The 24,056-nt window shown below is 69.4% G+C and carries 21 protein-coding genes and 1 pseudogene; 6 read left to right on the top strand and 16 right to left on the bottom strand.

The window, feature by feature from the left end; genetic code table 11:
* Positions 1-378: 378 nt before the first annotated feature.
* A complete protein-coding gene (locus tag bpln_RS35880) occupies positions 379-585 on the bottom strand; it encodes a hypothetical protein (RefSeq protein ID WP_148654114.1) in 207 nt (68 codons plus the stop codon).
* Positions 586-611: 26 nt separating this feature from the next.
* Between bpln_RS35880 and bpln_RS21150 the strand changes: the two genes are divergently transcribed.
* From bpln_RS21150 to tyrS, 4 genes are all read left to right on the top strand, one after another.
* On the top strand, positions 612-2,087 hold the full coding sequence (locus bpln_RS21150) for an APC family permease (protein WP_080937347.1): 1,476 nt from the start codon (positions 612-614) through the stop codon (positions 2,085-2,087).
* A gap of 53 nt (positions 2,088-2,140) precedes the next feature.
* Positions 2,141-4,078 (top strand): pyridoxal phosphate-dependent decarboxylase family protein, encoded by a 1,938-nt coding sequence (locus tag bpln_RS21145; protein ID WP_042627293.1) that lies wholly within the window; start codon positions 2,141-2,143, stop codon positions 4,076-4,078.
* 163 nt (positions 4,079-4,241) lie between these two features.
* A complete protein-coding gene (locus bpln_RS21140; RefSeq protein WP_042627292.1) occupies positions 4,242-5,495 on the top strand; it encodes an amino acid permease in 1,254 nt (417 codons plus the stop codon).
* A gap of 66 nt (positions 5,496-5,561) precedes the next feature.
* A complete protein-coding gene (gene tyrS, locus bpln_RS21135) occupies positions 5,562-6,848 on the top strand; it encodes a tyrosine--tRNA ligase (RefSeq protein ID WP_055139896.1) in 1,287 nt (428 codons plus the stop codon).
* A gap of 24 nt (positions 6,849-6,872) precedes the next feature.
* On the opposite strand, the gene bpln_RS21130 is transcribed toward tyrS, so the two are convergent.
* The 6 genes from bpln_RS21130 to bpln_RS35870 form a co-directional block, all read right to left on the bottom strand.
* Positions 6,873-7,595, bottom strand: a complete 723-nt coding sequence (locus bpln_RS21130; RefSeq protein ID WP_080937346.1) for an FCD domain-containing protein — start codon at positions 7,593-7,595, stop codon at positions 6,873-6,875.
* Between the two features lie 232 nt (positions 7,596-7,827).
* Complete coding sequence (locus tag bpln_RS37885; protein WP_244486986.1) at positions 7,828-8,034, bottom strand: hypothetical protein; 207 nt, start codon at positions 8,032-8,034, stop codon at positions 7,828-7,830.
* 440 nt (positions 8,035-8,474) lie between these two features.
* Entirely contained in the window at positions 8,475-9,107 is a 633-nt protein-coding gene (locus bpln_RS21125) for a TetR/AcrR family transcriptional regulator (protein WP_055139895.1), read from the bottom strand.
* 161 nt (positions 9,108-9,268) lie between these two features.
* On the bottom strand, positions 9,269-10,048 hold the full coding sequence (locus bpln_RS21120; protein WP_055141161.1) for a siderophore-interacting protein: 780 nt from the start codon (positions 10,046-10,048) through the stop codon (positions 9,269-9,271).
* Between the two features lie 16 nt (positions 10,049-10,064).
* Positions 10,065-11,249 (bottom strand): arabinose transporter, encoded by a 1,185-nt coding sequence (locus bpln_RS21115; protein WP_055139894.1) that lies wholly within the window; start codon positions 11,247-11,249, stop codon positions 10,065-10,067.
* 186 nt (positions 11,250-11,435) lie between these two features.
* Positions 11,436-11,789, bottom strand: coding sequence for a hypothetical protein (locus bpln_RS35870; protein WP_148654113.1), 354 nt, complete (start codon positions 11,787-11,789; stop codon positions 11,436-11,438).
* A gap of 67 nt (positions 11,790-11,856) precedes the next feature.
* Here bpln_RS35870 and bpln_RS36790 point away from each other — a divergent pair, with 67 nt between their 5' ends.
* Both bpln_RS36790 and bpln_RS21110 read left to right on the top strand, forming a co-directional pair.
* On the top strand, positions 11,857-12,024 hold the full coding sequence (locus bpln_RS36790) for a hypothetical protein (protein ID WP_158512057.1): 168 nt from the start codon (positions 11,857-11,859) through the stop codon (positions 12,022-12,024).
* Between the two features lie 416 nt (positions 12,025-12,440).
* Positions 12,441-12,740 (top strand): hypothetical protein, encoded by a 300-nt coding sequence (locus tag bpln_RS21110; RefSeq protein WP_055139893.1) that lies wholly within the window; start codon positions 12,441-12,443, stop codon positions 12,738-12,740.
* A 105-nt stretch (positions 12,741-12,845) separates the two neighbouring features.
* On the opposite strand, the gene bpln_RS21105 is transcribed toward bpln_RS21110, so the two are convergent.
* From bpln_RS21105 to bpln_RS21070, 9 genes and pseudogenes are all read right to left on the bottom strand, one after another.
* Positions 12,846-13,097: an EF-hand domain-containing protein gene (locus tag bpln_RS21105; protein WP_055139892.1), complete on the bottom strand. Its 252-nt coding sequence runs from the start codon at positions 13,095-13,097 to the stop codon at positions 12,846-12,848.
* Between the two features lie 32 nt (positions 13,098-13,129).
* On the bottom strand, positions 13,130-13,690 hold the full coding sequence (locus tag bpln_RS21100; RefSeq protein ID WP_042627285.1) for a glycine zipper domain-containing protein: 561 nt from the start codon (positions 13,688-13,690) through the stop codon (positions 13,130-13,132).
* Positions 13,691-13,715: 25 nt separating this feature from the next.
* Positions 13,716-13,988, bottom strand: a complete 273-nt coding sequence (locus bpln_RS21095; protein ID WP_055139891.1) for a hypothetical protein — start codon at positions 13,986-13,988, stop codon at positions 13,716-13,718.
* Between the two features lie 151 nt (positions 13,989-14,139).
* A complete protein-coding gene (locus tag bpln_RS36785) occupies positions 14,140-15,051 on the bottom strand; it encodes a hypothetical protein (protein WP_158512056.1) in 912 nt (303 codons plus the stop codon).
* Between the two features lie 94 nt (positions 15,052-15,145).
* Positions 15,146-15,829 carry a TolC family protein gene (locus bpln_RS37880; protein ID WP_244486985.1) on the bottom strand — a complete coding sequence of 228 codons (684 nt, stop codon included), beginning with the start codon at positions 15,827-15,829 and terminating at the stop codon, positions 15,146-15,148.
* 65 nt (positions 15,830-15,894) lie between these two features.
* Positions 15,895-16,602 (bottom strand): annotated as a pseudogene (locus bpln_RS38455) (TolC family protein); the annotation flags it as partial.
* The gene (locus bpln_RS21080; RefSeq protein ID WP_055139890.1) at positions 16,599-19,778 is read right to left on the bottom strand and encodes an efflux RND transporter permease subunit; all 3,180 of its coding nucleotides are present in this window, start codon (positions 19,776-19,778) and stop codon (positions 16,599-16,601) included. The gene bpln_RS21080 and the pseudogene bpln_RS38455, both read right to left, overlap by 4 nt.
* Positions 19,775-22,843, bottom strand: a complete 3,069-nt coding sequence (locus tag bpln_RS21075; RefSeq protein ID WP_055139889.1) for an efflux RND transporter permease subunit — start codon at positions 22,841-22,843, stop codon at positions 19,775-19,777. The genes bpln_RS21080 and bpln_RS21075 overlap by 4 nt, the downstream gene beginning before the upstream one ends.
* A 15-nt stretch (positions 22,844-22,858) precedes the next feature.
* On the bottom strand, positions 22,859-23,983 hold the full coding sequence (locus tag bpln_RS21070; RefSeq protein ID WP_055139888.1) for an efflux RND transporter periplasmic adaptor subunit: 1,125 nt from the start codon (positions 23,981-23,983) through the stop codon (positions 22,859-22,861).
* Between the last annotated feature and the right edge of the window lie 73 nt (positions 23,984-24,056).

The raw sequence follows: 24,056 nt of genomic DNA, 5'->3' as shown, positions 1-24,056 counted from the left end.
ACGTCGTCGACGTTTTGTAAGCTGACCTGCATCAATGTCGAAAAAGACGCGCGGCGAAGCGTCATCGAGTGGAGAAGGTGGGAAAAAGCCACGCGACGCGACCAGCCAAAAGCGTGAAAGCCGACGTTGCAGATAATTAGAAGGTTTTTGCGCATCAATTTGCGCAAGATGATGAACGAGAGCGTGCCCACCCTGCCCGGGCGACGGATCCGGAAATGGGCAAATTGCCGCATCTCGCCAACCTGAACGGGCGACGACTCGCCCATCCGCGGCACGATCAGCCGCGACCGACCCCCACGCGCGCCGAAGCCGCTCGCCTCATGGGCCTGCGGCCTCGTCGAGAGGCGCTCCGCCGGCCAGACGGCGGATCTGCGGCAATCAACCACGCATCCAGCGCCTGTCGCGCAGCCATCGCCGCATCGCCCCGCCCCGCGCCGATTTCACCGCCCATGGCGGCTCCGGAACGTCCAGGCAGGCCGCCAGCAAGGCACCGTTCCTTTCAAAAACTTGACGGAGATCATGCTCCGGATCGGTGAGGGGCCTATCCTTTTCCTGAATTTCGAAATTTTTGAAATTTACGTTCAAGCATAAAAAATCGATGGAGTAAGGTAATGACGACAGATACCAAACCCCCCGCCAAGATCGGGGTTTTCACCTTCGTCATGATCACGGCCGCCGTGGTCGTCAGCGTCCGCACGCTGCCGATGACGGCCCAGCCCGGCATGACGACGCTTTTCCTGACGCTGGCCTCCGCACTGCTGTTCCTCGTGCCCACCGCGCTGGTCTCGGCCGAACTCGCCACCGCGTGGCCGCAGGACGGCGGCATCTTCATCTGGGTGCGCGAGGCGTTCGGCGAGCGGATCGGCTTCGTGGCCGTCTGGATGCAGTGGATCCAGATGGTGTTCGGCATGACCTCGATCATCATGGTGATCGCGGCCACCTTCGCCTACGTGTTCGACCCGGCGCTCGCCAGCAACAAGTTCTACATGCTGGCGATGATCCTCGGCATCTGGTGGGGCTGCACGCTCGTCAACATGCGCGGCGTGAAGACGCTCGGCTGGGTCTCGACGGTCTGCGTGAGCCTCGGCGTGTTCCTGCCCGGCGTGCTGCTGATCGGCTGCGGCATCACCTATGTGCTGGCCGGCCATCCGATCATGACCGACGTCTCGTGGACCTGGAGCAACCTGATCCCCAGCTTCAGCGACAGCGGCACGATGGGGCTCTTCATCGGCTTCGTGTTCGTCGTGATGGGCATGGAGGTCTCGGCCTCCAACGTATCGTCCATCAAGGACGCGCGCCGCAACTACCCGATCGCCATCATCCTCGTGTCGATCGTCATGGTGCTGCTCTCCGTGATCGGTTCGGCCGCCATCTTCGTGGCGATCCCGAAGCAGCAGATCTCGATGACGGCCGGCCTGATGCAGGCCTTCGACCTCTACTTCCGCCAGTGGGGCATGCCGTGGCTCGCGCCCGTGATGGCGCTCTGCGTCGGCCTCGGCCTGGTCGGGCAGGTCAACTCGTGGGTGCTCGGCCCGGTCCGCGGCCTGCAGGCCACCGCCAACTCCGGCGCGCTGCCCGCGTTCCTGCAGAAGTCCAACGCCCACGGCGTGCCGGTGACGCTGGTGCTGATCCAGGCATTCGCCATCACGCTGGTCGGCGTGCTGATCACGGTGATGCCGAACGTCGACAACTTCTACTTCATGTTGATGGGGCTGACCGGGCTGGTCTATCTGGTGGCCTACCTGTTCATGTTCGCGGCGGCCATCCATCTGCGCTACAAGCGCCCCGACGTGGCGCGCAGCTTCAAGGTGCCGGGCGGCAACCTCGGCATGTGGATCTGCGCCGGCCTCGGCCTCGCCGTCTCGCTGCTGGCCGGTTACCTCGGCTTCGTTCCGCCGGGCACGTTCCAGGGCGCGCGCAGCCAGTACGTGGAATTTCAGCTGATCGGCCTGCTGGTGATGCTGGTGATTCCGTTCCTCGTCTACGCGTACGGCCAGAAGAGCCGGCGCAGCCGCCTCGCGGCACCGGCCGTCCGGCCGGACGTGGCGCCCGCCCGCGTGGTGGTGCCCACGCGCCACCGCAAGTAAGCAGGCACGCAACCGCATTCGTCCGATCCCGTTTTATTAGCAAGGTGTCCAAAATGACTGACAAACAACAATCCAACCTCAACGTCGACGCACTGTTCCTGGGTCCGAAGTCCGAAAACAGCGTGTTTTTCAAGGAAATGGTGGGCTACGCCGTGAGCGAGCACATGCACTGGCGTACCGACTTCCATCCGGAAGATCCGGCGCTGGTCACACCCGTCGAGCAGCACGCGCCGGACTTCCGCCAGACCCTGTATCGCACCGAAGGCATCCTGCGCCAGCTCTCGTCGAAGCTGAAGAACACCTCGGTGCCGTGGTTCTCGCCGCGCTACCTCGGGCACATGAACGCCGACACGCTGATGGTTTCCAACCTCGCCTACGTGATGACGATGATGTACAACCCGAACAACTGCGCGCACGAGGCCTCGCCCACCACCACCGGGCTCGAGATCGAGGCCGGCAACGATCTGTGCCGGATGTTCGGCTACGACCCGAAGCGCGCGTGGGGGCACATCACCTCCGGCGGCACCGTGGCGAACTATGAAGGCGTGTGGGTGGCCCGCAACCTGAAGACCATGCCGCTCGCCATCGCGCAGCACGAAAAAGCGCGCGACCTGGTGGCCGGCATGAGCGAGCGCGAGCTGCTCAACATGCGGCCCGCCGCGATCCTCGACCTGACCGACGAGCTGAAGAAGCGCGGCCTGTTCGAGGAAGTGCGCGCGCTGTCGTGCCGTGGCGCGGGCGTGAAGCCGGCCACGCTCGGCAAGATCCTGGTGCCCCAATCGAAGCACTACTCGTGGATGAAGGCGATGGACGTGCTCGGCATCGGCCAGGACATGATCGTGCCGCTGCCGGTGGACGAGAACTACCGGACCGACGTGGCGCGGATGCGTGAAATCGTGTTCGAGCTGATCGAGCAGGGCAGCCCGATCCTGGCCGTGGTGTCGGTGGTGGGCACCACCGAGGAAGGCTCGATCGACCGCGTCGACGAAGTGATCAAGCTGCGCGCCGAATGCGAGGCGCGGCACGGCGTGTCGTTCTACGTCCACGTCGACGCGGCCTACGGCGGCTACGTGCGTTCGATGTTCCTCGACGAGCAGGACCGGTTCATGGAATACGACGCGCTGATCGCCCGCTACCGCGCCGACGGCATCGTGCCGGACGGCGTGGTCTGGCCGAAGCGCGCCGTGTACGACGGCTTCAAGGCGATGGAAGAGGCCGATTCGATCACCGTCGATCCGCACAAGGTCGGCTACGTGCCCTACTCGGCCGGCGCGATCTGCATGAAGGACAAGCGCATCGTCGATCTGGTGTCGTACCACGCCGCCTACGTGTTCGAGGAAGTGGCCGAGGAAGCCGACACCGAAGCGCAGGTCGTGCTCGGCTCCTCGATCATGGAAGGCTCGAAGGCCGGCGCCACGGCCGCTGCGGTCTGGGCAGCCCACCGGCTGGTGCCGCTCAACATCTCCGGCTACGGCCGCGTGATCGCGCGCGGCATCGTCGCCGCCGACTGGTTCGCGCGGCGCCTCGCCAGCGCGCCGCCGTTCGTGATCGGCGAGCGCCGGTTCGAGGTGCGCCCGGTCATGCATCCCGACTTCCACATGGTCAACTTCACGTTCAAGGAAATCGGCAACGGCAGCCTGGAAGACCACAACCGCCTGAACAAGCGCATGTACGAGATCTGCTCGTATGCGTCGGGCCGCACTTACGCGAACGACTTCCTCACGTCGTCCACTTCGCTGAGCGTCGAGGAATACGGCCACGCCCCGCTGCACTACGTGCTGGAACGCGGCTTCAGCCGTGCCGAGTGGGACGAGGTCGAGAGCGTCTACATCCTGCGCGCGGCCGTGATGACGCATTGTCTGGCCAAGCCCGATGACTTCGACGCGTACTGGGACGAACTGCGCGAGGTGTTCACGGCCAAGCTCCGGCAGATCGTCGACATGGAAGAGAAGGAAAACGCCCTCTTCAACTCGCCGCTGGTGCCGGCCTGAGCCCACGCTGAACCCGGCCTGAGTTCATTCCGAGCCCCCACCGCTCCCGGGCAGTCCACCGGGAGCGGTTCCCCGGCCCGGCGCGCCGCCCCTGCGGGCGGCCCCGCCGCGCCTCACTTTTCTCCACCCCGCGCCACGGCGCGAGGCGGCCCAAGGATTCATCATGCCAATCGGCTTCAAGGCACTGGGCGCCACCCTGCTGCTCTCCGGCACCATGCTCGGCGCCGGCATGCTGGCTTTACCGCTGATGTCGGCAGGAATGGGTTTCGAATACGCGAGCATCGCGCTGCTCTTGATCTGGGCGCTGATGTGCTACACCGGCCTGATGCTGCTGGAGATCTGCCTGTCCTTTCCCGTCGGCTTCGGGTTCGACGCGATCGCCGAGCGGCTGTTCGGCGCGAAGGGCATGTACGTGATCAACGCCAGCCTGCTGTTGCTGCTCTATTCGCTGTCCTCGGCCTACATTTCCGGCGGCGGCTCCACCTACGCCTCCAACCTGCATCACTATCTCGGCGTCTCGGCCTCGCCGACCCTGCTGTCGTCCGCCTTCACCGTGCTGATCGGCTCGATCGTCTGCATCAGCACCGTCGCCGTCGATCGCGTCAACCGCCTGCTGTTCGCGCTGAACATCCTGATCTTCCTGCTGCTGAGCCTCACGATCCAGCCGTATGTGTCGAGCACCAACCTGCGCGCCGGCGACGACGCCGCGAAATACGTGCTCGCCGCGCTGCCGGTGTTTCTCACCGCGTTCGGCTTCCACAGCAGCGTGCCGAGCATGGTCAAGTATCTCGGCCCGCAACGGCCGCGCCTGCTGCGCAACGTGTTCGTGGCCGGCAGCCTGCTGCCGCTCGGCGTCTACCTGCTGTGGGTGTTCAACACGCTCGGCACGCTGCCGCGCTTCGGCGCGACCAGCTTCTCGGCGATCTCGCACTGCCACGGCTCGGTGGGCATGTTCCTCGACCAGTTCCACCTGCTCGCGAACAGCCCGCGCGTGCCCACGCTGCTCTCGGCGTTTTCGTCGATCGCGCTGTTCACGTCCTACCTGTGCGTCTCGCTGGGCCTGTTCGACGCGCTGGCCGGCAGCCTGCGGCGCGGCGACCAATTGCGCGAGCGGATCCAGACGGCGTGCGTCACCTACTTGCCGCCATTCGCGTTCGTGTTGCTGTTCCCCAAGGGTTTCGTCATGGCGCTCGGTGCCGCGGCGATATTCCTGACTATTCTGGCGGTGCTGTTCCCGGCCACCGCGCTCATCAAGCTGCGCCGCATGGACGGCACGCACCGCCGCCGGCTCGGCGCCTGCCAGCCCGCGTATCGCGTCATCGGCGGCGCCGCCGCGCACCGGCTCGTGGCGGCGGCCGGGCTCGGCATCATCGTGATCCAGATCCTCGTGATGCAGGGCCGCCTGCCGGTGTTCTGACGGCGACAGGCAGCGGCGCCCCACACACCCTCGCTCACCAGCCATCCCTCAACCGGAGAAACACACATGCGGCACGGAACACTGATCAAGGACATGCAGGCGCGCGGGCTGATCTCGCAGGTGGCCTCGCCCGAGGCGCTCGACGCGCTGCTCGCGCGCGAGCCGATCACGCTGTATTGCGGATTCGATCCGACCGCCGACAGCCTGCACGTCGGGCATCTGGTGCCGCTGTTGCTGCTGCGCCGCTTCCAGATGCACGGCCACCGGCCGATCGCGCTGGTCGGCGGCGCCACCGGCATGATCGGCGATCCCAGCTTCAAGGCGAACGAGCGCAAGCTCAACACGGGCGAGGTGGTGGCCGGCTGGGTGGAGAAGATCCGCCGCCAGCTCACGCCGTTCCTGTCGTTCGACGGCGCCAGCGCCGCGCGCCTCGTCAACAATCACGACTGGTTCGCCCAAATGAGCGCGCTCGATTTCCTGCGCGACATCGGCAAGCACTTTTCCGTCAACGCGATGATCAAGAAGGAATCGGTGCAGCAGCGGATCGATCGCGACGAGGTCGGCATTTCGTTTACCGAATTCGCCTACAGCCTGCTGCAGAGCCACGACTTCGTGGAGCTGAACCGGCGCTTCGGCTGCGTGCTGCAGATCGGCGGCTCCGACCAGTGGGGCAACATCACGGCCGGCATCGATCTGGTCCGGCGCGTGAACCAGGTGCAGGCGTTCGGCCTGACGGTGCCGCTGATCACCAACAGCGACGGCACCAAGTTCGGCAAGAGCGAGGGCAACGCCGTGTGGCTCGATGCCGGCAAGTGCTCGCCGTATCGATTCCATCAGTTCTGGCTCGGCGTGGCCGACGCCGACGTCTACCGCTTCCTGCGCTACTTCACGTTCCTCGACATGGAAGAGATCGACGCGATCGAGGCCGCGGACCGCGCCGGCGACGGCAAGCCGCAAGGCCAGCGGGTGCTGGCCGAGCACGTCACGCGTCTGATCCACGGCGACGCCGCGCTCGCCGCCGCGCAACGGATCACGGCGAGCCTGTTCAGCAACGATGTCACGTCGCTGTCGGCGGAGGATTTCGCGCAGCTCGCGCAGGATGGCCTGCCGCACGCCGTCTGCGAGGCGCCGCGGCTGGCGCTGCTAGAAGCCTTGTGCATGACGGGGCTGGCCGCCTCGAAAAGCGAGGCGCGCACGCTGATCGACAGCGGCGCGATCGGCATCAACGGCGAGCGGGTGGAGCAGGCGACGGGCATCGAACGAACGCTCGACGCGGATGACCGGAAATTCGGCCGCTATACGCTGCTCAAGCGCGGCCGGAAGCAGTACGCCTTGTTGTGCTGGCAGGCCTGATGCGACCGGGCCGGCGCGGGCCGCTCAGCCGCGGCCGGCGCCGGCCGTCTTCGTCTCGAACGATTCGGCGGTGAGGCTCTCGGCCACCGCCATCACATGGGAATAGTGCTGCGCCAGCAGCTCGAGCGTGCGCGCCACGTCATGCGCCAGCACCGCGTGGAGGATCGCCTCGTGCTCGCCTTCATCGCTGTATTGCATGTCGACCGGCAATTTCGGATCGAACCAGATGTGCCGGTAGCGTTCGAGCCGGTCGTATAGCGACTCCATCAGGTCGACGACCACCGGCGAGCGGCTGCCGTTCATGATCGCGATGTGGAAGGCGGTGTGCCGGTCGGCCCACTCCTGCAGATCGGTGGCCGGATTGCGCGGGTCCATGCGGCTCAGGCGATGGTACGCGGACAGCACTTCGAGCTCCCAGGCCTCGTCGCCCTGCTCCAGCGAGCGGCGCACCGCGTATTCGGCCAGCCCGCGCCGCACGATCAGCACCTCGCGCAGTTCGTCGAGCGACACCGGCGCCACCCAGAAGCCGCGCTGCGGTTCGGTGACCACGTATTTCTTCCAGACCAGTTGCAGCAGCGCCTCGCGAATCGGCGAACCGCCCACCGCGTAGCGCTGCTTCAGTTCGTTGAGCAGCAGCTTCTGCCCGGGCTTGTATATTCCGAGCAGAATATCGCGCCGCAGTTCGTTGAAGACCTTGTTCGACAGGGTCGAACTGGCATGGACCGATTCTTTATCCGGCTGAGACATCAAGCGCGTTCCGCTTTGTTATCGGCAGACTGGTTGGTTTAAAAGGTAGCGCATGTTACCCCAACTCGATTGCAAGGAGTTCGTCAGCATCGGGGCAAAACTATCGCCAGCTTGCTTTTTGGCAGGGATCCCGCGTCCCGCCGATGCCGCCGCCGCGCCGCCTGGCGGGACCTCGGCGGGAAAACGCGACGATCCGCCGCCAGCGCCCTGTTCCGTCGATTCGACGGCAAAGTCAGTGCAGCTTTTCGGGAATGGAAGCGGCTGACGCGGTGCAGACGGACGGTTTGCCATTTTCGTTGTAGCGGGCGACGAATTGGTCGATTTCGCCTGATCGGCTGTTTGACCGAACCGGACGAGCCTCCACGGTCTCGACGTCTCCCGGCGGCTCGCTCGAAACGGTGCCCGCCATGCCGGACCCGTCGGCCGCACGCGCCTGCAACGGCCGCTTCCATCCGGTGATCCGCTTCGGATCGACGTCGGACTGCTGGCCAGCCCGCCCTTGACTGCCGCCGGCACCGCCCGGGCCTTGACCGTTGACCGCCGCGAGTGCGTGCGTCGGGTTCTCTGCGTCATGTTCCCGGTTCCTTTGCCGGCATCATCGCCGGCTCGACCCCGGGCGCCCCCTTATCGCGCCGTCCGAATTCGCGAGCCGCCCCTCTGGCGATATCCGCCCGACGTCTCGAACGTCGCCGCGACGAACGCGGTGAACGCGCGGCCCTTCACGGCGCCCTGCCCCGCTCGCAGCTGCGTCGGCGCCGCGGCGCCACCGCCCGGCGCGGCCGTCGATATTGATCTCGTCGGGCGCTGGACGCCGGCTCGCCGTGGTCCCGACTTGGCGACGCTCGCGGCGCGTGGATGCGCGCAGGTCCGCCCGCGCGCTCACTCGCGCGCGAGCGCGCGAAGGTAGGCACAGAACATGTCGGCCATGCCGTCGGCATAGCTGCTGATTTCGGCGGGCGTGCGCGGATGCTCGGAAAACCGCTTGCCGAGCATGCGCAGCGTGGTGTTGACCAGATCGCCGGCGAGCTGGCGTTCGGCTTTCGAGGCAAGGGGCAGCGCCTCGCCCATGAACGCGTCGATGATGCCTTGCCCCGCGATGCGGGCTTCGCTCGCCTCCGGCGCGTCGCGGTACAGCGGCGCGGCATCGCCGAGTGCCACCCGCATGCCCGCCTCCTCGCACTCCGATTGCACGAAGCGATGGACCAGCGTGCGCAACCGCTCGAGCGGCGGGCGACGCGCATCATCAAGGATCGAGCGCAGCATCTCGGCGGTCCGGCTCCATTCGTCACACTGCAACTGGAACAGGATCGACGCCTTGTTCGGGAAGTACTGGTAGATCGAGCCGATGCTGACGCCGGCCTTCTCCGCGACGCGCGCCGTGGTGAAGCGCTGCGCGCCTTCCTTCGCCAGCACCTGGGTGGCCGCATCGAGAATCGCCGCGACGAGCTCGGTCGAGCGCGCCTGTTGCGGCAGCTTGCGCGCGGAAATACGGGTGGTTCGGCGTGGGGTCATGGTGGGGCCGGCGCCGCGCGGCCGGGGCGAACGACGGCCGATGCGGATATGAGGAATGGGAAAAACGGCGGCGCGGCGAGGAACCTTGCGGATGTCGCGACGCGATCGTCCTCTCGCATCTTACCGAGGCGCGGCGTGGCGCTCAAGCGCACCGCCGTGCTTCAGTCGAGGCGCCGGTGCGCATTGGCCTCTCCCGCCACCCAGTAGCCCGAGAACTTGAACCAGCCGGTCGGATGCGCGCGTTCGTCGACGAAATGACGACGCAATGCACGCGCGACCGAAGCCTCGGCCGCCACCCAGAGGAACGTGTCCAGCCCGATCTCGAGCTGCCGCGCCGCCGCCAGCAGTGCGTCCGGCAGATGCGCCTGCGACAGCGGCCGATGGACCCAGCGCGCGTCGAGGCTCGCGGCCGTCTCGAACTGCTGTCGCTCGGCCGCGCCGGCCACGCACACGAGGCTCGTGATGCGCGTGCCGGCACCGGCTTCCTCGATGCGCCGGCCGATCGCGGGCAGCGCCGTCTCGTCACCGATCAGCAGCCAGCGCCGCACGCTGCCGGCGATCACTGCCGAGCCCTTCGGACCGCCGACGGCGAGCGTGTCGCCGGGCCGCGCCGTGCGCGCCCAGTCCGAGGCCGGCCCCGCGTCATGCAGCGCGAAGTCGATCACCAGCGTGCCGGCGGCCGCATCGTGGCGGCGCACCGTGTAGTCGCGCCGCGCCTCGGCACCGGCGGCGCCGACGCCGGGAAACGACAGCTTGACGCGATCGTCGGGCGCGAGGCTGTGAAAGCCAACCAGCGCCTCGCCCACGAAGCTCACGCGTGACATGTGCGGCGTCAGGCGCTCGACGCGCGCCACCCGCAGCATGCGCACCCGATCGTCGTGACGCACGCGCTCGATCGTCGGCCCCGTGGCGTGGCCGCGCGGTCGGGAAAAGGTCGTCATGCTTCGCTCCGGCTGGTCACTGCGCGACGGGCGCACGCACGCGCTGCAGATACAGCACGACCAGCATGCCGATCAACGCCGCCACGCCGCCGGCGAGGAACACGCCGCCGTAGCCGCTGCGATCGGCAAGCATCCCGGCCACCGGCCCGGTCAGGCCGTAGGCCAGATCCTGGAACGCGGCGTAGGCGCCCATCGCCGCGCCGCGCAGATGCGGCGCCACCAGATGCACGACCTCGCGCCCCATCGCCGGGAACACCATCGAGCAGCCGAGCCCGGTCAGGAAGGCGCCGGCCAGCGCCAGCCCCGGATCATTCGCACTCCAGATCATCAACTGCCCGATGGTCTCGACCGCCAGCGACCCGATCGCCACCGGCAGGCCGCCCACACGATCGGGCAGATGGCCGAACAGCACGCGCACCAGCACGAAGCCGACGCCGAATGCGGTCAGCCCGAGCCCCGCGTAATGCCAGCCGTTGTGCAGGAAGTCGAGCGCGAAGAACGCGCCGATCGCGGCGAAGCCGATGCCCTGCAGGCACACCACCAGACCGTGCAACCAGAGCCGTCCGACCACGCTCGCGAACGACGGGCGCTTGCCGTGCGGGTGCGGCGCGATGCCGGCCAGGCCGGCCACCACCGCCAGCCCGATGCACGGCAGCAAGGCACTGACGGCCATCGTGCCGGAGAAGCCGACGCGCTCAAGCAGGACCAGCCCGATCGGCCCGCCCAGCGCGAACGCACCGTAGATGGCCGCGCCGACGAGGGCCAGCACCTGGCCCGAGCGCGCCGGCCCGACCAGCCCGACGCCCCAGGTGATGATGCCGACGCCGACCAGACTCTCGCCGAGCCCGAGCAGCAGCCGCCCGAGCACCAGCGTGCCGAACGCGGCCCACGGCGCGCCGGCGAAGCCGGCCAGCAGCGAGATCGCCGCGCCGCCGGCATAGAGCAGCATGCCGCGCACCACGGCCGTCTTGGCGCCGAGCCGGTCGGCCACATTGCCGGCGTAGCCGCGCGTGAAGATGGTGCTCAGGAAGGCGATGCCGACGCCGAGGCCGGCCCAGACGTTGTCGAGGCCGAGTCGATGCGTGACGAAGACGGGGATCACCGGCAGCGGAATTGCCACGCAGAGATAGGAAACGAACAGGATCGCGGCGAGCAGATGAAGCCGCGTGCGCGATGAATCGGTTTGCAAGGGTGTAGACATGGGTTTCAAGTTCGACGTGAATGCGGACGGGGCACACGCGGGGCGCGCGCCATCGGGGCGAATTCGCGGCACCGGCGACCGGTGCCGTGACTGGTGGCTTCCTACCGCTCGCGCCGGCTTCCGGCCCTGGCCGTCGAGGCCGTTTGCACCGGGAAGCGCGACGACGACACCGCGAATTCCTCGCAGTCAAGAATACGATTGATCCGTCGCATTTTCCATTCGCATTGGGAAACATGCGGGCATGGAACGGCGAGCCGGCCCGGCAGCCTTGACTGGCGGGCCTTCCCGGCAATCGTCGAACGTTTCGCCATCCTCACGATTCGCCGAGCGCGCCGCGACACTCGCATTCGGCGACGTGGCGGCGCTGCCGCTGGTGTCGGCCGGCCGCAGCTTGCCCGTGGCGGGTTCGTCGACACCGCGAATGCCGCCGCCACGCTGCGCGACAGCGTTCGGCCGTACGCTCGCCGCCGTGGCGGGTTGAGATCCATCAACGCGCAGCCGGGCGCCGTCCGACCCTGCCGGCGCGATCCATGCGTCCATGGTTTGCGTAGGGAAGCCTTCTTCCGCGGCCCCTCCTTTCGCTGTCGCCGCCGCCCGGCGCTGCGCCATGGCCGAGTGCCTGAGCGTCGGCCTCGCCGACGGCGTGATCATGCCGCTTCCGGCCTTGCGGGCCGACCTGGCGGCCCCCCTGCGTTCCCGCCAGGTCGCGCTGCCGGCCCGCCATTGGCAGGAAACCGCTCGCCACGTCGTGGCTCGGCGGCGCGGCGGATCATGACGGGCGACGTCCGGTGCCGCTGTGCTCGCTGCTCGGCGCGGGCGGCGGCTTCCCGCCGCTGCCGTCGTGCGGCGGCGTGGCGGCGTGGCGGCGATCGCCGTCGTGCTGCCGATGATCGGTGGGTTCGAATGCGCGTCGCATCCCGCCATATGCGCCGTGATCTCCGACGTGGTGGCCGCCCCGCGACACCGTCACATCTTCGCTTGGGCGCGCGGTTACGTCGGCGCGGGGACGTCGGCGCGGATACGTCGGCGCGGGGACGGGCGGCCGGCGCGGCCGGTGGCGCGCCGATCGCCGCGCCCGCCTCGGCGGCATGTTCCACGGCATAACCGGCGCTCTGGCCGCGGGCGCGCTGGCCGCGTTCGCCCGGATTCCGGAACCGCGGCAGGTGCCGCTGGCGGCGCAGGCGGCGGACCATGACGATGATGCGCCAGGGCTGGCCGGATCGTTGCCGGCGTTTCGCGACCGACGCGTGGCCGCGCGGCGCGGCCGGCTGCCGCCGGATGCCGGCGGTGCTGTTGCTGTTCATGCACGACACCGGACCGCGGGCCGCGAACCAGGCCGGCTGGATGTCCACCTACGGCGCGGCGCTGATGGGGACGCCGCAGATCGTGACGGCGGAGCGGCTCGCCACGGTCGGCGCCGGCCTCGCGCCGTCGCGGCGGATGCGGCGCCGGGACGGCGCGTCGGCGATCGAGGACCGCGGCGGATCGTGACCGGAAGCGGGCACGCCCGACGACCCGCAGGATGCTGGAGGAAAACGCGGAGCCGGCGCGCCGGCTCGGCGCCGCGATCGCAACCGGATCGCGGTGGGGCCGACCTTACTGACGTCGGCTCGCGGCGAACTGTTCGATCTGATCGAGCGTCACATAGCCCTGATGCGCCGTATCGATCTCGTCGAAATGGGCGGCCAGGCGCGGCATGCCGGCCTGCGCCTCGGCGAGCGTGAGCTTGCCGTCGTGATCGGCGTCGGCGGCCGCGAAGCGCTGCTCGAGCTTCTGCTGCATGCTGCTCTGCGCATAGGCCGACGAGGCGGCGACCAGTGCGACGAGAATGATTGACAGACGTTTCATGGTTCACTCCTGAAAGTTGGAAAAAGCGAAGTTCAGCGCGGTACGTAGTAGTAGGTCGCCGGCGCGTAGACCACCGGCGGCGGCGCGGCGGTCACCACGGGTACCCACGCCACCGGCGCCGGCTGCGGCGCCTCGATCACGTCGCCCTTCGCGGTGATGCACTGCGCGTACGCGTTGTCGTATTGCTGCTGCAACGAGGCGGCCGTCTGCGCGCGCTGCTGCGAGCCCCTGGCGCCGCCCGCCAGCAGGCCCACGCCGGCCCCGATCGCCGCGCCGGGCCCCGCGTTGCCCGAGGCCGAGCCGATCAGGGCACCGACCGCGGCGCCGCCGGCGCCGCCGAGCGCCGCGGCGGCGAGCGCGCCGTTGCGCGCGCCCGGCGAATCGGCTTGCGGCTGGACCGCGCGGCTCGCGACGTTGCGGCAGCCGTAGTCGTCCTGCTGGAACTCGTTCAGGCTCTTGCCCTTCGCGGGCAGCGCCATCACGGTCGGATTGCTCGGCGGCTCGACCGCGCAACCGGCCAGCGCGAACACCGTCGCGAGGCCGGCTGCGCACCGCCATCGCGAAACACGTCGCCGGTTCTGGATGTCGTTCATGATCGTTTTGGATGACGAAGGGACATCAGCGCACGATCACGGCGGCGCGTACCGTCGGGCGGTACACATAGCCGGTCCGCACCACCACGGCCGGGCCCGGGGCGACCACCACCGGCGCGGCCACCACCGGCGCGGCGACCGCCACCGGCACGGGATACACGGGCACCGCGGGCGCCATCACGAAGGGGGCGGCCGGCACCCCGATACCGACCGCCACGACGCCGGCAAAGGCGCCCTGGGCGGCCAGCGCGGAGCCGGTGGCGATCACGGAAAGAAGGGCAAGTCGAAGTGTCTTCATGGCTGATCCTGTCTATCGAGGGAGGTTCGGGAGCGGCGGATCCTCGTGCCTGCGTCCCACGTCAAATCTAGCGAAAGTGCCCGCTACAAGCTGTTGAAAACATGTGTCGCCCGATGTCGGGGCCGGTCGGCGACCGCGAGATCGCACCGCGCTAGAAGCGGTGCGCGGGCACCCACACCCCGCCGGCCCAATGCCCGCGGATCCACACGGTCGGCCGGGGGGGCGCATGGACGATCACCGCCGGCGCGGCCACCACGGGCGTGACGCCCACCACCGCGACCGGTGCCGCCACCACCGGCGCGGCGACCGGCAGCGGAACCGGCGCGAGCACCGGCGGCGCGGCCCCCACCACGACCGCCGGCCCCGGCGCGACCACCACCGGGGCGCGCCCGGGCGACACCACGACCGCATGCGGACCGACCGCCGGCCCCGGCGCCACCGCACCCGCCCCGACCACCACGCCGCCGGTGCCGATCGTGACGCCGTGCGGGCCCGTCGTGGTGCGCGAGGTCGCCACGACGCCAGGCGCGATGCGCGCGGCGGTGCCGGTGCGGCTCACCGAGTTGCCGTTCGGGCCGCTGACGCTGGCCGAATGCGTGCAGGTGCCCGCGCCGCAATCGGTCGAACCGCTGCGCGTCGTTGTCCCGCGCGGGCCGGTGAGCGCGCCCGACGACGAATACTGGCCCGCGCCGTTTCGCGTCACGCTGCCGCTCGTGCTGACCGAGTGGCCGTCCGGCCCGGTCACGCTGCCCGTATGTGTGCAGGTGCCGCCGCCGCAGCTCGTGTCCCCGCCGTGCGCGTAGCTGCGTCCGCCGGGCCCGGTGGCCGTGCCGCTGTTCGAAAACTGCCCGGGCGCGGTGCGCGTGATCGTGCCGTGATCGGCCGCGACGCCGCCGTACCTGCCTTCGACCGCGCCGCCGTGCGAGCAGCTGCCGCCGCCGCACGAGCCGTATCGGCCGCCGCGTGACCATGGTGTCGCGAACGACGCGACGTGGGCGAGCGCGACGTGGCTCGCCAGCAGCAGGCACGCGGCCAGCGTGCCGCGTGAAATCCGTGTATTCATGATCGACTCCGTGAACGGGAACGTTACGTTCCCAACGCTTCCAATGTAAGGACGTGGCCTCGAACAAGCTGTTGGAAAACCATGTCGGTACATGTCAGCGCCGTTCGCTCGCGTGCGCCGCAGCCGCGCCGTCCCAGCCGCCGCCAAGGTTCCTGACGAGCGCGACGTCGCCCTGCGCGAGCGCCGACCGCATGTCGACGAGGTTCTGGCGCGCGCCGAGCACCGCGAGCTGCTGCGCGAGCACGGCCTGCGTGCTCGCGGTCCCCGCGCTGGCCTTCGCGCGCGCGCTGTCGAACAGCTGCAGATCAATGCGATAGACGGCATCGAGCGCGCGCGTCTGCTCGCGCAGATGGTTGACGTTCGAGAGGCTGTCCTCCACGCCCTGGAATGCGCTCAATACGGTCTGCCGGTAATTCGCAACCTGCTGGTCGTAGGTCGCCTCGGCCTCGCGCACCGCCGCGCGCCGCGCGCCGCCGTCGAACAGGCTGGCGGCGAGAGCGGGCCCCACCGCCCAGACGCGGTTCGGCATCGACAGCAGATTGGCGAGGCTGTCGTGCTGGAAGCCGCCCTGCGCGCCGAGGTCCAGGCTCGGGAAGAAGGCCGCCTCGGCCACACCGATACGCGCGTTGGCGGCGGCCACCGCGCGCTCGGCGCCGACCACGTCGGGCCGTCGCTCGAGCAGCGTGGACGGCAGCGCGGCCGGCTCGGCCGGCTCGCGAAACGCGTAGTCGGGGTCCGGCGCGATCGAGAACGACGCGGGCGGCACGCCGGTCCACACCGCGAGCGCGTGCTCGGCCTGCTCGCGCGCGCGTCGAGCACGTCGTCGTTCGAGGCCGTGCCGTGATCGAAGGCCGCGCCCGCGATCACCAGCAGGCGCGCGTCGATCTCGCGCTGCCCTTGCAGCAGATCGACGTCGAGATCGCACTGGCGCAGCTGCAGGTAGCTGGTCGCGACGCTGGCCGCGATGGACAGCTGCTGGCCGGCCAGCGTGGCGGCGGCGCCCGCCTCACTGGCCTTGCCCGACTCGAGCTGACGCCGCGCGGCGCCCCACAGGTCGGGCTCCCAGCTGGCGCTGCCCGACAGCGACACCGTGTTTCGCACGCCGCCGAGCTGCTCGGACAGCAACGGACCGGCGGCCCCGGAAAAGCGCGACGACGGCGTGCTCTGCCCGCGCGAGCCCGACGCGTCGAGGCCGAGCGTCGGCCACAGGCTGGCCCGGTCCGCCGCCACCGTGGCTCGGGCCAGGCGCCACGACGCCTGCGCCGCGGCAATGGTGGGATTGGCGCGCAGCGCGTCGTCGACCAGCCGCGACAGCACCGGATCGTGGTAATCGTCCCACCAGCGGCTCGACACCGCCTTCAGTGGATCGGGCGCCGCGCGCCGCCATTGCGCGCCGGCCTCCCTGAATTGCGCGGGCACGGCCAGTGCCGGTCGATGGTAGTCCGGGCCCGCCGTGCAGCCGGCCCCCAGCAGCGCGGCCGCCGACGCGGCGGCGATCACGGCAAACGCGCAGCGGCGCGGGGCCGCACGAAAACGGTCAAGGGAAATCATGAAGCCTGCCTGCGGGTTCGCTGGCGCCGCGATGCGCGGTCGAACCAGAGATAGATGACCGGAGTGGTGTAGAGCGTGAGCAGCTGGCTGAACAGCAGGCCGCCGATGATCGAGACGCCGAGCGGCCAGCGGAACTCGGCGCCGTAGCCGCCGCCGAGCACCAGCGGCAGCGCCCCGAAGATCGCCGCGAGCGTGGTCATCATGATCGGGCGCACGCGCGCGATGCCGGCGCGCAGGATCGCGTCCTCGGGCGTGGCGCCGCGCTCGCGCGTTTCCTTCAGGGCGAAGTCGATCAGCATGATGGCGTTCTTCTTGACGATGCCGATCAGCAACAGCACGCCGATCAGCGCGATGATCGACAGCTCGGTGTGCGTGGCCCGCAGCGCGATCAGCGCACCGACACCAGCCGACGGCAGCGTGGAGAGGATCGTCAGCGGATGCACGAGATTCTCGTAAAGCATGCCGAGCACCACGTACACCGACAGCAGCGCGGCCAGGATCAGCCACGGCTCGCTCGACAGCGACTGCGCGAACGCCTGCGCCGTGCCCGCGAACGCGCCGCCGACGTCCGCCGGCAGGTTCAGCGCGGCGACCGCGCGCTCGATCTGCCTGGTCACCGGTCCAATCGAGGCGCCCGGGCGCAGATTGAACGACACGGTAATGGCCGGAAAGCTTGCCTGATGATTGATGGCGATGGCGGTGCGACCCGTTGCCAGACGCGCGAACGCGGCGAGCGGCACCAGCGCGGTGCCGCTCGCGGTCGCCGCGGCGGACGGTGTCGCCGCCGGCATGCCGGCTCGCGCGGCGGCACCGTTCAGGCTGGCGGGCGCGAGGCCGGCGGGCACGTAGAGACTGCGCAGCACGGTCGGGTCGGTCCGGTTCGACGGCGCCACCTCCATCACGACGTGATACTGGTTCGCCGCGCGATAGACGGTCGACACCTGCCGCTGGCCGAAGGCGTCGTAGAGCGTCTGGTCGATCGTATCGACATCGACGCCAAGCCGCGTCGCCAGCTCGCGATCGACGTCGACCCGCACTTGCAGGCCGTCGTCCTGCTGATCGGTGTTGATGTCGGCGAGCGCGGGCAGGCCGCGCAGGGCGGCCACCACCTTCGGCACCCAGCGGTCGAGCGTGGCCTGATCGGTGGCCGTCAGTGTGTACTGATATTGCGCGCCGCTCTGGCGGCCGCCCACCGACAGGTCCTGCACCGATTGCAGATACAGCTGCGAACCCGGCAGGCCGGCCAGTTGCGCGCGCAACTGGCCGATCACCGCGTCGGCGCCGGCGCGCCGCGCTCCGAGCGGCTTGAGCGAGACGAACAGCAACGCATGGTTCAGCGCGTTCGAACCGCCCACCACGCCGCCGACGAAGGCGACGTTCGGATTGGCGCCGATCCGCGCGTTGACGAGGCGGAACTGGCGCTGCATCTCGAGATAGGAGATGGCCTGCGGGGCCTGCAGGGTGCCGAGCAGCAGCCCGGTGTCTTCCTGCGGAAAGAAGCCTTTCGGCGCCGCCGCGAACAGCGCGAGGTTCACCGCGAACACGAGCACGGTCACGCCGCCCATCAGCAGCGGGTGCGCGACGACCCATCGCAACGAGCGCGCGTAGAACCGATGCAGGCGGCCCGCGACGGCCGTCGTGTCGACCGGCCCGGACATCGCCGTCCCGCGCTCACCGGCGTCCGGCGCCGCGCCGCGCATCACGCGGCTCATCAGCATCGGCCCCACGCTCAGCGACAGCAGCATCGACATGGCGATCGCGACCGACAGCGTGACCGAGAACTCGCGCAGCAGCCGGCCCACCAGGCCGCCCATGAACAGCAGCGGAACGAACACGGCCACCAGCGAGACGCTGATCGAGAACACCGTAAAGCCCACCTCGGCCACGCCGGCCAGCACGGCGTCGAGCGGCGCCTTGCCGAGCTCGCGGTGTCGCATGATGTTCTCCACCACCACGATCGCGTCGTCGACCACGAAGCCGGTCGAGATGGTCAGCGCCATCAGCGACAGGTTGTTGAGGCTGTAGCCGAGGCAGGCCATCACGGCGAAGGTGCCGAGCAGCGACAGCGGCACGATGACGGCCGGCACGAGCGTGGTGCGCCACGAGCGGAAGAAGCAGAACGTGACCGCCGTCACCAGCACGATCGAGATCAGCAGCGTGGTCTCGACGTCGCGCAGCGAGGCGCGGATCGTCTTGGTGCGATCGACGTCGATCGCGATCCGGACCGACGGCGCGATCGGCACGATGGCCGCCTCGAGCGCCGGCAGCGCGGCCTTGACGTTCTCCACGGCCTCGATCACGTTCGCGCCCGGCTGCCGGTACACGATCAGCAGCACCGCGGGCCTGCCGTTCGACAGGCCGTAGTTCTGCAGATTCTCGACGTCCTCGCGCACCGTGCCGAGATCGGCCACGCGCACGATCCGCCCGTTCTGCTGACTGACGACGAGGCGCGCGTAATCGTCCGGCGCGTACAGCATGTCGTCGGCGCCGATGCCGTAGGCCCGCGCACCCGACACGGCCGACCCCTTCGGCAGGTCGACGTTGGCGCTCTCGATCACCGAGCGGATCTGTTCGAGGCCGATGCCGTAATGGCTCGCGCGCTCCGGATTCAGTTCGATCCGGGTGGCGGGCAGGGCCGCGCCGCCCACCACCACGTTGCCGACGCCCGGCGTCTGCATCAGCTTCTGCTGCAGCACCGTCGAGGCCGCGTCGTAGAGCTGCCCCGGGGTGGCCACCCCGGAGGTCAGGCCGATCACGAGGATCGGCGAATCGGCGGGGTTCACCTTGCGCCAGGTCGGGTTGCCGTCGAGACTGGCCGGCAGATTGGTGCGCGCGGCGTTGATGGCCGCCTGCACGTCGCGCGCCGCGCCGTCGATGTTGCGCGCCAGATCGAACTGCAGCGTGACCTGGGTCTGGCCCAGCGAGCTGACCGAGGTCATCTGCGTGACGCCGGCGATCCGGCCGAACTGGCGCTCGAGCGGCGTCGCCACCGAGGCGGCCACGAGCTCGGGACTCGCGCCCGGCAGGCGTGCCTGCACGCTGATGGTCGGGAAGTCGATCTCGGGCAGCGGCGCGACCGGCAGCAGGCGGAACCCGAGCAGGCCGCACAGTGCTATCGCGATCGCCATCAGGCTGGTCGCGACCGGGCGGCGCACGAACGGCGAGAACGGCTTCATCGCGCGCGCTCCACCGGGCGCACCGCGCCGCGGCGCGCCTCGACGCGCTGCAGCGCCAGATAGATGACCGGCGTCGAGAACAGCGTCAGCAACTGGCTCACGCACAGGCCGCCGATGATCGCGACGCCGAGCGGATGGCGCAGCTCCGAGCCGATGCCGGTACCGAACGCGAGCGGCAGCGCGCCGAACAGCGATGCCATGGTGGTCATCAGGATCGGGCGAAAGCGCAGCGCGGCCGCGCTGCGGATCGCGTCGCGCGCCGACATCCCCTGCTCGCGCCGCGCCGCCAGCGCGAAGTCGATCATCATGATCGCGTTCTTCATCACCATGCCGATCAGCAGCACGATGCCGATCAGGCCCATCACGTCGAACGGCGTGCCCGACGCGAACAGCGCCAGCAGCGCGCCGAACGCGGCCGACGGCAGCGTCGACAGGATCGTCAGCGGATGCACGAAGCTTTCGTACAGCACGCCGAGCACGAGATACACCACCACCACCGCGGCGAACACGAGCAGCGCCTCGCGGCTCAGTGAATCCTGGAACAGCGCGGCCGATCCCTCGAGCGACACCTGCACCGAGACGGGCAGGCCGACGCGCCGCTTCACGCGCTCGAGCTCGGCGATCGCGGCGCCGAGGCTCGTGTGCGGAGGCAGATCGAAGCCGATGTCGGCGTACGGAAACTGCGCCTGGCGATCGATGCGTACCGGCACCGGCACCACCTCCATGCTCGCCATCGCCGCGAGCGGCGCGAGCTTTCCGGACGCGGTGTTCACGTACAGCCCGGACAGCAGATGCGCGAGATCGGCGCCGCGATCGCCCGATACCAGCACCACGTGGTATTGGTTGACCTGCGTGTAGAGGGTCGACACCTGGCGCTGGCCGAACGCGTCGTACAGCACGTCGTCGATCGCCTGCGGCGTCACGCCGAGCCGGGCGGCCGTGTCACGGTCGAAGCGCAGCCGCACCTGGCTGCCGCGCTGCATCGCCATGCTCTGCACGTTGGCGAAGGCCGCATCGTGGCGCAGCGCGTCAACCAGCACGCCGCTCCAGCGCGCCAGCAGCGCCGCGTCGGCCGACTGCACGCCGAGGCTGTACGCCGACGGCGCCGTCGAGTCGTCGAGCGTGAGGTCCTGCACCGGATGCAGGAACAGCCGGGCGCCCGCCACGCCGGCGCCGTCCCGCGCGAGCCGACGCATCACCGCGTCGATGCCGTCGCGCGCGCGCCGGTCCTTCAGGTCGATCGACAGCGTGGCCTGGTTCAGCACCGGCCGGGTCTGGTCGATGCCGACGAACGCGCTCAGGCCGGCCACCGCCGGATCGCGCGCGAGGCGCGCCGCGACCTCCCGATGCAGCACCGCCATGCCGACGAACGAAGTGCCGGGTGGCCCCAGCACGACGCCCTCGATCGAGCCGGTGTCCTGCCGCGGGAAAAAGCCCTTCGGCATCGCCGCCAGCATCGCGAGCGTCAGCAGCGCGGTGGCGGCCACCAACGCCAGCGTCGCGCGCGGGTGGTCGAGCACGGTATCGAGCGCGCGCAGGTAGCCGCGGTTGATGCGATCGACCCAGTCGTCGCGGTGCCGCCGCGAGCCGGGCTTGAGCAAGCGCGCGCACATCATCGGCGTCAGCGTGAGCGAGACGAACGCGGACAGCGCGATCGCCAGCACCAGCGTCACCGCGAATTCGCGGAACAGCCGCCCCACCACGTCGCCCATGAACAGCAGCGGAATCATCACCGCGATCAGCGACGCCGACAGCGACACGATGGTGAAGCCGATCTGCCTGGCGCCGTTCAGCGCGGCCTCCAGCGGTGCCGCGCCGCGCTCGACGAAGCGCGTGACGTTCTCGATCACGACAATCGCATCGTCGACCACGAAGCCGGTGGCCACCGTGAGCGCCATCAGCGTCAGGTTGTTCAGCGAGAAGCCGGCCGCATACGCGAGCGCCAGCGTGCCGGTCAGCGAAAGCGGCACCGTGACGGCCGGAATCAAGGTGGCCGGCAGATTACGCAGGAACACGAAGATCACCATCACCACCAGCGCCACGGCGGTCGCGAGTTCGAGCCGCACGTCGGCGATCGAGGCGCGGATCGTGGCGGTGCGGTCGGTCGATACCGCCAGATGCACCGATGCCGGCAGGTTCGCGCTCAACTGCGGCAGCAGCTTGCGCACGCGATCGACCACCGCGATCACGTTCGCGCCCGGCTGCCGCCGGATGTCGAGCACGATCGACGGCGTGCCGTTGGTCCAGGCCGCCTGTTCGTCGTTTTCGCTCGCGTCGACCGATCGGGCGATCTGCGACAGCCGGACCGGCGCGCCGTTGCGATACGCGATGATCAGGTCGCGATAGTCGGCGGCCGTCGTCAGCTGGTCGTCGGCGCCGATCGCGTACGACTGCCGGCTGCCGTCGAGGCTGCCCTTGGCCTGGTTGACGTTGGCCTTGCCGAGCGCGCCGCGCAGATCCTCGAGCGACAGTCCGAGCGCATTGAGCGCGGCCATGTCCGCCTGGACCCGCACGGCCGGCCGCTGCCCGCCGTCGATCGTCACCAGGCCGACGCCCGAGATCTGCGAGATCTTCTGCGCGAGGCGCGTGTCGGCCAGATCCTCGACTTTCGTCAGCGGCAGCACGTTCGAGGTCAGCGACAGGCGCAGCACCGGCGCGTCGGCCGGGTTGACCTTGCTGTACACCGGCGGGTACGGCAGGTTCGCGGGCAGATAGCTCGACGACGCATTGATCGCCGCCTGCACCTCCTGCTCGGCGACGTCGAGCGACAGCGCGAGATCGAACTGCATGGTGATGATCGAGGTGCCGTCCGAGCTCGTCGAGCGCATGCTCTTGAGCCCCGACATCTGGCCGAGCTGCCGCTCCAGCGGCGATGTGATCGACGAACCGATCACCTCCGGGCTCGCCCCGGGATCGCGCGTGTAGACCTGGATGGTCGGATAGTCGACCTCGGGCAGCGCCGAGACCGGCAGCAGCAGATAGCCGGCAACGCCGACCAGCAGCAGCGCGATCATCGCCAGCGAAGTGGCGATCGGTCGCTCGATGAAGGGACGGGAAACGTTCATCGTCGAGCGCTCCGCTCAGTGAGCCGCGACGGTCACGGGCGAGCCGTCGTCGAGTCGGTCGGCGCCCTCGGTCACCACGCGCTCGCCGGCTTTCAGGCCGTCGACGATCGCCGTCTCGTCGCCGAGCGCGGGGCCCGCCTTGATCCGGCGCAGTCGTGCATGGCCGGCCGCGTCGAGCGCGAACACGAAGTCGCCGTTCGAGCCGTGCTGGATCGCGACGCTCGGCACCACCGGCACCCGCGCGAGCGTATCGACGCGCATCCGCGTGTTGACGAACTGGTTCGGGTAGAGCGCTGCGCCGGATTCGGCGAAGCGCGCCTTCACGTTGACGGTGCCGGTCGAGGTGTTGACGAGATTGTCCACGGCGAGCAACGCGCCCCGCGCCAGCAGCGTGTGCCTGTCGCGATCGTAGGCGAGCACCGGGACCGGGCCCGCAGCCATGGCACGGCGAATGGCGCCGAGCGTGTCCTCTGGCACGGCGTAGACCACGGTTGCCGGCTGCAGTTGCGTGATCACGGCGATACCGGAGGCGTTGGCGCTGGTCACGTAATTGCCGGGGTCGACCGTACGCAGGCCGATCGCACCGTCCACCGGCGAGCGGATCGTGCAGTAGCCGAGCTGCACCTCGAGATTGCGCACGCTGCCGGCGTCGGCCTGCACCGTGCCCTGCGCCTCGCGCACCGTGGCCGCCTGCGTGTCGAGCGTCTGGCGCGTGATCGAACCGGCGTCGATCAGCGCGCGGTAGCGCTGCAGGTCGGCGCGCGCGTTGGCGAGCAGCGCCTCGTCGTGCGCGAGCGTGCCGCGCGCCTGCTGCAGTTGCGCCTCGAGCGCACGCGAATCGATGTGCGCGATCACCTGGCCCTTGCGCACCGTCTGCCCTTCGTCCACCTCCACCGATTCGAGCACGCCGCTGACCTGCGGCACCACGATGATGGTGCGCGTCGGCGTCACCGTGCCGAGCGCATCGACGTACACCGGCACGTCGGCCACCCTCACCGTCACGGCGCCGACCGGCGTGGCGGCCGAGGCCGTGGCACTCGCCTCGTGCCGCGCGAGGTCGATGCGATGCAAGCGTCGTGCCACGACAGCAACAGCCAGCACGGCGATCAGGATACCGAACCATACGAACCACTTTTTCATCGCTCGAGCGGGATACAGAAGAAGGAAGGAAACCCGGGGCGGCCTGGAACGGCATCGCGGCGGCACCGGCCGC

The sequence above is a fragment of the Burkholderia plantarii genome (assembly GCF_001411805.1).
Lineage (GTDB): Bacteria > Pseudomonadota > Gammaproteobacteria > Burkholderiales > Burkholderiaceae > Burkholderia > Burkholderia plantarii.
Note: the sequence above shows the minus strand (reverse complement) of the source record. Positions and strands in the feature narration are given on the sequence as shown.

Excerpts from the sequence above, each read along its gene's own strand:
- bpln_RS21095 (WP_055139891.1), bottom strand. The coding sequence starts at position 13,988 with ATGAAGACACTTCGACTTGCCCTTCTTTCCGTGATCGCCACCGGCTCC.
- bpln_RS21100 (WP_042627285.1), bottom strand. The coding sequence starts at position 13,690 with ATGAACGACATCCAGAACCGGCGACGTGTTTCGCGATGGCGGTGCGCA.
- bpln_RS21110 (WP_055139893.1), top strand. The coding sequence starts at position 12,441 with ATGACGATGATGCGCCAGGGCTGGCCGGATCGTTGCCGGCGTTTCGCG.
- bpln_RS21080 (WP_055139890.1), bottom strand. The coding sequence starts at position 19,778 with ATGAAGCCGTTCTCGCCGTTCGTGCGCCGCCCGGTCGCGACCAGCCTG.
- tyrS (WP_055139896.1), top strand. The coding sequence starts at position 5,562 with ATGCGGCACGGAACACTGATCAAGGACATGCAGGCGCGCGGGCTGATC.
- bpln_RS21130 (WP_080937346.1), bottom strand. The coding sequence starts at position 7,595 with ATGTCTCAGCCGGATAAAGAATCGGTCCATGCCAGTTCGACCCTGTCG.
- bpln_RS21105 (WP_055139892.1), bottom strand. The coding sequence starts at position 13,097 with ATGAAACGTCTGTCAATCATTCTCGTCGCACTGGTCGCCGCCTCGTCG.
- bpln_RS21150 (WP_080937347.1), top strand. The coding sequence starts at position 612 with ATGACGACAGATACCAAACCCCCCGCCAAGATCGGGGTTTTCACCTTC.
- bpln_RS36790 (WP_158512057.1), top strand. The coding sequence starts at position 11,857 with ATGGCCGAGTGCCTGAGCGTCGGCCTCGCCGACGGCGTGATCATGCCG.
- bpln_RS21115 (WP_055139894.1), bottom strand. The coding sequence starts at position 11,249 with ATGTCTACACCCTTGCAAACCGATTCATCGCGCACGCGGCTTCATCTG.
- bpln_RS35870 (WP_148654113.1), bottom strand. The coding sequence starts at position 11,789 with ATGGACGCATGGATCGCGCCGGCAGGGTCGGACGGCGCCCGGCTGCGC.
- bpln_RS21125 (WP_055139895.1), bottom strand. The coding sequence starts at position 9,107 with ATGACCCCACGCCGAACCACCCGTATTTCCGCGCGCAAGCTGCCGCAA.
- bpln_RS21070 (WP_055139888.1), bottom strand. The coding sequence starts at position 23,983 with ATGAAAAAGTGGTTCGTATGGTTCGGTATCCTGATCGCCGTGCTGGCT.
- bpln_RS21120 (WP_055141161.1), bottom strand. The coding sequence starts at position 10,048 with ATGACGACCTTTTCCCGACCGCGCGGCCACGCCACGGGGCCGACGATC.
- bpln_RS36785 (WP_158512056.1), bottom strand. The coding sequence starts at position 15,051 with ATGAATACACGGATTTCACGCGGCACGCTGGCCGCGTGCCTGCTGCTG.
- bpln_RS21145 (WP_042627293.1), top strand. The coding sequence starts at position 2,141 with ATGACTGACAAACAACAATCCAACCTCAACGTCGACGCACTGTTCCTG.
- bpln_RS21140 (WP_042627292.1), top strand. The coding sequence starts at position 4,242 with ATGCCAATCGGCTTCAAGGCACTGGGCGCCACCCTGCTGCTCTCCGGC.
- bpln_RS21075 (WP_055139889.1), bottom strand. The coding sequence starts at position 22,843 with ATGAACGTTTCCCGTCCCTTCATCGAGCGACCGATCGCCACTTCGCTG.